This window comes from Nocardiopsis sp. NPDC055824, assembly GCF_053616335.1.
On the sequence record NZ_JBSHDN010000378.1, the window covers coordinates 1 to 2,516 of the forward strand.

At 69.8% G+C, this 2,516-nt stretch carries 2 protein-coding genes; one reads left to right on the forward strand and one right to left on the reverse strand.

Features of this window, described 5'->3' with window-relative positions; translation table 11 throughout:
* Positions 1 to 74 precede the first annotated feature (74 nt).
* Positions 75 to 785, reverse strand: a complete 711-nt coding sequence (locus ACWGL3_RS31965; protein WP_267948593.1) for a DUF305 domain-containing protein — start codon at positions 783 to 785, stop codon at positions 75 to 77.
* 312 nt (positions 786 to 1,097) lie between these two features.
* Here ACWGL3_RS31965 and ACWGL3_RS31970 point away from each other — a divergent pair, with 312 nt between their 5' ends.
* Positions 1,098 to 2,477, forward strand: coding sequence for an LVIVD repeat-containing protein (locus ACWGL3_RS31970; protein ID WP_452462154.1), 1,380 nt, complete (start codon positions 1,098 to 1,100; stop codon positions 2,475 to 2,477).
* Positions 2,478 to 2,516: the final 39 nt, after the last annotated feature.

Consider the following 2,516-nt stretch of genomic DNA (forward strand, 5'->3'; position numbering starts at 1 on the left):
GGCGCCCCCGGCCCGGGGGCGCCCCTCTCGCGTCCTCGGACGGGCCGCCGGGCATTCGCGCCGGAGGGTGGGCGTCACGCGTCCTCCAGCACCTCCGCCATGCGGCCGATCTCCGCGTTCTGCTCCGCGATCACGTCGTTGGCCATCCTGAGCACGGTCTGGTCCCTGCCCTCGGCCATCGCGTCCTCGGCCATGGTGACCGCGCCCTCGTGGTGGGTGGTCATCAGTTCCACGAAGAGCCGGTCGAACGCGTCGCCCTCGGCCTCCGCCAACTGCTCCAGTTCCTCCGGCGTGGCCATGCCCGGCATGTCGGCGTGGTCGACGTCCAGCTCGCAGGCGGGCACGTCGGCGTCCTCGCCGTGGTGGGTGCCGTCCCCCTCCAGGCCGCAGAAGTTCTGGTGCGCGGGGTTCTCCCGGGCGGGGCCGAAGACGTTCTCCTCCAACCAGCTCTCCATGGCGGTGATCTCCGGCCCCTGGGCGGCGGCGATGCGGTCGGCGATGCGCTCGATGCCGTCGCGCTCGTGGCGCTCCGGGACCAGGTCGGTCATCTCCAGGGCCTGGGAGTGGTGCTCGATCATCATCACCAGGTAGGTGACGTCGGCCTCGTTGTGCCCCTGCTCCTCGGCCAGGGCGGCGATCTGGTCGGCGGTCGCGGGCGACGAGGACTCGCCGGGCGCTCCGGGGGCGATGACGTTGGCCGACTCCCGGCCTTCCTCGTCACCGGTACAGGCTGTGGCTCCGAGCAGCGCGAGAGCTGCTCCGGTCGCGAGTGCCAGGCGACGCACGAGGTGTCCTCCGATGGGGGTGTGGCGCGGACGGATCCGCGGTGTCGTGGGGCCCGGTGCCCCTGAGGCAACGTCCTGCGGGTTTTCTACTCACTCGGTGGGTGTTTTGTCCAGCCCTGAGGGTGTGTCGGCAGGACAGGGTTTCCTTCGGTACGCGTCCGGTCCGCGCCGGGCGGTGCCTGTAGGGCGGCCTCCTGGGGATTGGTCAGTAGATGTCCGGTCTCGGCGTTTCGTCTGGAGTGTGGTGACTCAAGGGAGTACAACACAAAGTAGTCAATTGGCATCTTTGTGTAATTCCTGGGGGTGTGGGCTGTGGTGCGTGGACGAGGACGCGGTGGCCGGGTCCGCTGGGGGGCCATCGGGGCGGGGTTCCTGGTGGCCGTCGGCCTCCTGGCCGTCCCCGGGGCGCGCGCCGCCGACGGCGTGAGCACGGGAGGCGGGGTGGTGCACCTGGCCAACCTGCCCAAGCCCGAGGGGCTGCACAGCGACGCCGCCTACAACTCGGACCTGGCGTTCACCGGCGACTACGCCATCGGCGGCAACTACGACGGGTTCGGCGTCTACGACATCTCCGTCCCGGCCCGGCCCCGGCTGGTGTCCACCGTCGTGTGTCCCGGTGGGCAGGGCGACGTGTCGGTGAGCGGCGACCTGCTGTACTTCTCGGTCGACTACCCGCGCGCCGGTACGGAGTGCGGTGCGGCGTCGGTGCCCACGACCGACCCGGAGGGCTTCGAGGGCATTCGGATCTTCGACATCTCGGACAAGGCGAACCCGCAGTACGTGGCGGCCGTGGCGACCGACTGCGGCTCGCACACCAACACGCTGGTGCCCGGCGAGGACGGCGAGCACGAGTACGTCTACGTGTCGTCGTACTCGCCCTCCGAGCGCTTCCCCAACTGTCAGCCGCCGCACGACAAGGTCTCGATCATCGAGGTGCCGCTGGCCGATCCCGCCGCTGCCTCGGTGGTCAACGAGCCCGAACTGTTCCCGGACGGCGGGCACCGGAGGACCACGGGCTGCCACGACATCACCGTCTACCCGGAACGGGACATCGCCGCGGCGGCCTGCCTGGGCGACGGCCTGCTGCTCGACACGTCGGACCCGGCCGAGCCGCGGGTGGTGGACCGCGTCCAGGACCCGAACTTCGCGTTCTGGCACTCGGCGACGTTCACCAACGACGCCAGGAACGTGGTCTTCACCGACGAGCTCGGCGGCGGAAGCGCGGCCACCTGCACGGAGGAGATCGGCCCCGAGCGGGGCGCCGACGCCGTCTACTCGCTGGACCTCGGTGGCGCGTCCCCCGAACTCGGGTTCAGGAGCTACTACAAATTGCCGCGCCATCAGACCGAAACCGAGAACTGTGTGGCGCACAACGGTTCTCTCATTCCCGTGCCCGGGCAGGACTTCTTCGTGCAGTCCTGGTACCAGGGCGGCGTCTCGGTCATCGACCTGACCGATCCCGACCGGCCCGTGGAGATCGGCCACTTCGACCGCGGCCCCTGGAAACCGGACACGCTGAGCACCGCCGGCTCCTGGTCGGCGTACTACTACAGGGGCCACGTCTACTCGTCCGATATTCAGCGGGGCCTCGACGTGCTCAAACTGACGGACCCGCGTTTGTCCGAGGCGGAGAACGTGCGGATGGACGAGTTCAACCCGCAGTCACAACCGTCTTTTCCGTCCCCGCGATGACAGAACGGACGGCTGCGGGGCGCGCCGGGTCCACCTGGC